The organism is Phycicoccus elongatus Lp2 (genome assembly GCF_000367525.1).
GTDB lineage: Bacteria > Actinomycetota > Actinomycetes > Actinomycetales > Dermatophilaceae > Phycicoccus_A > Phycicoccus_A elongatus.
Window position 1 is genome coordinate 364,821 of sequence record NZ_HF570956.1, and the last position, 3,912, is coordinate 368,732.

Consider the following 3,912-nt stretch of genomic DNA (forward strand, 5'->3'; position numbering starts at 1 on the left):
CGGCTGCGGGGGCGACGGCAACCGAGGTCATCGGTCGGCTCGGAAGCGAACCCACCGAGGTGTATGCCGCGCAGCCCCGTCAGGGGTCCGGCTCCGGTGGAGCCGGTGCGGGCGGAGCTGGTGCGGGCGCTGTCGGTGCGGGTGCCGGGGGTCCTGGCGGGGGTGGCTCGGGAGCGGCAACCGGCGGCTCCCGGCCGTCCGGAGCACCCGGCGACACCTCGTCCTTCCCCGCCGTGCGCGAGGGACGTGACCGTCAACCGGATCGTCGGGGCACCTGGGCGATCCTCACCATCGCCGGCCTCATCGCGCTGGCCCTGCTCGGGTGGGGCCTGAACTCCTACCTCGACAACCAGGCCCAGGAGACCGCAATGGTCACCGTGCCGTCGGTCACGGGTGAGCCGCGGGCGACCGCGCAGGCAAAGATCACGCGCGCCGGGCTGACCCCGGAAGTCACGACCGAGAACTCCAAGACCGTGCCGGCCGACCATGTCATCTCGCAGGACCCCGAGGGGGCGGTGCGGGTCGCCAAGGGCCGGACGGTCAAGCTCGTCGTCTCCGCCGGACCGGAGGCCGTCACCATCCCCGATCTGGTCGGCAAGACCGAGGCGGAGGCCCGTCAGGTGCTCGGCGACCTCGGGTTGACCGTCGGTGAGGTCACGCCGGAGAACGACACCAAGAAGCCGAAGGGGCAGGTCGTGTCGAGCTCACCGGCGTCCGGAGACGCCGTTGCGCCGGGAACGGCGGTCGGCCTCAAGCTGTCCTCGGGTCAGGTGACCGTCCCCGACCTCGTCGGCAAGACCCAGAACGAAGCCTTCACCCTGCTCACCGAGGCAGGGCTGACGCCGAAATCGGCCTACAAGCAGACCGCCGATGCGGCTGAGGGCACGGTGCTCGAGCAGGACAAGAAGGCCGGAGATGTCGTGGACGCGGCCAGCGTCGTGCTCATCACCATCGCCCAGGCGAACCCGCCGACGCCCACCCCGTCGGAGAGTCCGAGCGCGACGCCCACCCCGTCAGCGTCGGTCACACCCACCCCGGCGTCGCCGTCACCGTCGGTGAGCCCCAGTTAGGTGGACTGACCGGGGTCGTCAGTGGGTGAGCAGGGGGGAGAGCCCCGCACTGCGGGCGACCGCCTCGTCGTCGCCACACACGGCCAGCCAGTTGGCGAGCAGGCGGTGCCCGCCTTCGGTGAGCACCGACTCGGGGTGGAACTGCACACCGTGCAGGGGCAGGTCGCGGTGCTGGACCGCCATGATGATGCCGCTGTCGGTGTGCCCGGTCGCGATCAACTCCTCCGGCAGGGTCGGCGGATCGATGGTCAGTGAGTGGTAGCGGGTCGCGGTGAAGGGCTGCGGCAGCCCCTCGAGGACGCCCTGGCCGTGGTGGAGGACCTGACTGGTCTTGCCGTGCAGCAACTCCGGGGCCCGACCCACCGTGCCACCGAACACGACACCGAGCGCCTGATGACCCAGACAAACGCCGAGCATCGGCTGGGCCCGCTCGCCACAGGCCTCGATCATGGCCATCGACACGCCGGCCTCCTCGGGCGTGCCCGGCCCCGGGGAGACCAGGACCCCGTCGTAGTCCGCCGCCTCGTCGGTGCCCACGGCGTCGTTGCGCTGGACGACGCAGGTCGCCCCGAGTTGCTCGAGGTAGCCGACGATCGTGAAGACGAAGGAGTCGTAATTGTCGACGACGAGGATGCGCGTCACAGCGGGCCTCCGGGCTGGATGGGAGCAGTCGAGGATGGGGACTGCGCTCCATTGTCGACCGTGTTGTCACCCCAGGGCATCAACGGACTGATCCGTGGGAAGAGCCACAGGAAGCAGAAGGCGATCACGGCGACGACGAGCCCCAGGCCTGGATCGCCTTGACCGAGCGAGGGCCGCGGAGGCGCCACAACCCGGTCTGCATGGTCACGAGGGCTTGGCCACGGCATACCGCGGGGTGATCGAGCCGGCGTATGCCGGGAAGTCGGCCTTCGTGCGCGTCCGGACCTGGTAGCCCAGGCCGACCGCCTGGACGTACTCGCGATAGATCCGGACCTGCTTGTCGCCCTCCAACCCGGCCCGCATCGCGGGCACGTCGCCGATCGCGGTGATGACATAGGGCGGGGAGTAGACCCGACCCTGGAGGATCAGGGTGTTGCCGACACACCGAACGGCGCTCGTCGCGATCACCCGCTGGTCCATGAGCATCATCGCCTCGGCGCCGTTCTGCCAGAGCGCATTGACGACGGCCTGGACGTCCTGCTGGTGCACGACGATGTCGTCGACACTGAAGCCCGTGGGGAGCTCGTGCGACTTCAGCGGACTGTCGTTGAGGGTCACCTCGACGGCAGGACCGGTGACCTCGGTGCGGCCGGCATATGACGCGAGGGCATCAGCCTCGACCTTGAGGCGCTCCACGTCCGTGCTGCCCGTCGAGGACGACTTGGTCAGGGCGTCGACCTGCGCCTGGAGGGCGTCGAGTTTGACGGTGTTGTCGGCGTTGGCGGCCGTGCCGCGCCGGATGAGGTCCGCGATCGAGTCGTTGTCGTAGCGCAACGACCCACCGGCAGCGGCCGTGCTGCTCGTGGCGAAGAGCGCCCCGGCAAGGAGCGCGACCACGGGCACGAGGATGGACCAGGTCGTCGGGCGGATCCCGAGGAAGGCCCGGGACCGACGCGCCTGGTGGGAGGCATGACGAGGTGCGCCCTGCGGCATACCGGTCCTCCCTGCTCGTCGTGCGGTGCGGCACTGTCTACGCTAGGCGAGATCATGCCGTTGCGAGAAAAGGAAGTCCCCCGTGCCCGAGTCCAAGGGACGTGACAAGCCCACCTACACCCCGCCGCGCATCGCGAACCGGCCCACCCAGCAGCCGAACCCGCGGTGGTACGCCCCGGTCATGGTCACGCTCATGGTGCTCGGCCTGCTCTGGGTCGCGACCTACTACATCTCGGGGGTGCACCAATATCCGGTGCCCCAGATCGGCCGCTGGAACCTCGGCGCCGGTTTCGCGCTGATGATGGCCGGCTTCCTCATGACGACCCGGTGGCGCTGACGACCGGGCGCTGACGTTTGGGTCATAATGACACGGCTGTCATTTGTCCCCAACCGGGGATAACCCTGTGGAAAACCTCAGCTGTAGCCGTTGGTCAGGGCGTACTTGGCGATCGCGGCCAGCACGAGCGCGAGGGTGAGCAAACCCAGGCCGAGCCAGTGGACGTGCTGGTTTCCGCGCGTGGCGGCCGCGGCGAGCGGATCGCGACGGTGGCCGGTGTAACCGATGATCGCGGCGGCGGCCACACCGGTCACCAGGCCACCGAGGTGGGCCTGCCAGGCGATGCCGGGGATGACGAATCCGAGCACGGCGTTGATGGCGATCATCGCGACCATGCCGGCCGAGGACCGCCCCAGCCGCCGATTGAGCACGAGGAAGGCGCCGAAGAGGCCGAACACCGCGCCTGAGGCTCCGACGGTCGGCGTGATCCAGGCGCCCGATTGGCCGAGGTGGATCTGGAGGAGGGTGAGCGGGGGCGCGAGCAGGAGGTAGCCGACCGAGCCACCCAGGGCCGTCACGAGGTAGACCGCGAGGAAGCGGGCCCGACCCAGGAGCGGCTCGAGGTAGGTGCCCATGATCCACAGCGCATACATGTTGAAGGCGATGTGCAGGATCATCGTCGGGCTGTGCGCAAAGGCGGACGTGAGGAAGCGCCACGGCTCGGACTTCCCCAGCGCGGGGACGAAGGCGATGTCATTGGTCAGGCCGGGCACGACCTTCTGCCCGAGGAAGACGGCGGCGCACAGGCCGATGATGGTGAGCGTGACGAGCGGTCGCCCGACGGCGACCTGCCCGCCGAAGACGGTGCGCCCCTGCCTCACCTGCTTGGCACCCTGCGCGACGCAGTCGACGCATTGGATGCCGACCGCC

5 protein-coding genes are annotated in these 3,912 nt (G+C 69.5%); 2 read left to right on the plus strand and 3 right to left on the minus strand.

What is annotated here, in order from left to right; all coding sequences use genetic code 11:
• Positions 1-1,070, plus strand: a 1,070-nt coding sequence (locus BN10_RS01745; RefSeq protein ID WP_198013984.1) for a PASTA domain-containing protein, incomplete at its 5' end; no start/stop codon positions are given.
• Positions 1,071-1,088: 18 nt separating this feature from the next.
• On the opposite strand, the gene BN10_RS01750 is transcribed toward BN10_RS01745, so the two are convergent.
• Together BN10_RS01750 and BN10_RS01760 are read right to left on the minus strand one after the other, a co-directional pair.
• Positions 1,089-1,712 (minus strand): aminodeoxychorismate/anthranilate synthase component II, encoded by a 624-nt coding sequence (locus tag BN10_RS01750; RefSeq protein ID WP_010849433.1) that lies wholly within the window; start codon positions 1,710-1,712, stop codon positions 1,089-1,091.
• A gap of 204 nt (positions 1,713-1,916) precedes the next feature.
• Positions 1,917-2,705: a DUF881 domain-containing protein gene (locus BN10_RS01760; RefSeq protein WP_010849434.1), complete on the minus strand. Its 789-nt coding sequence runs from the start codon at positions 2,703-2,705 to the stop codon at positions 1,917-1,919.
• A gap of 82 nt (positions 2,706-2,787) precedes the next feature.
• Here BN10_RS01760 and BN10_RS01765 point away from each other — a divergent pair, with 82 nt between their 5' ends.
• Positions 2,788-3,042, plus strand: coding sequence for a cell division protein CrgA (locus tag BN10_RS01765; protein WP_010849435.1), 255 nt, complete (start codon positions 2,788-2,790; stop codon positions 3,040-3,042).
• A gap of 77 nt (positions 3,043-3,119) precedes the next feature.
• On the opposite strand, the gene BN10_RS01770 is transcribed toward BN10_RS01765, so the two are convergent.
• Positions 3,120-3,912, minus strand: a 793-nt coding sequence (locus BN10_RS01770) for a rhomboid family intramembrane serine protease (RefSeq protein WP_198013985.1), incomplete at its 5' end; no start/stop codon positions are given.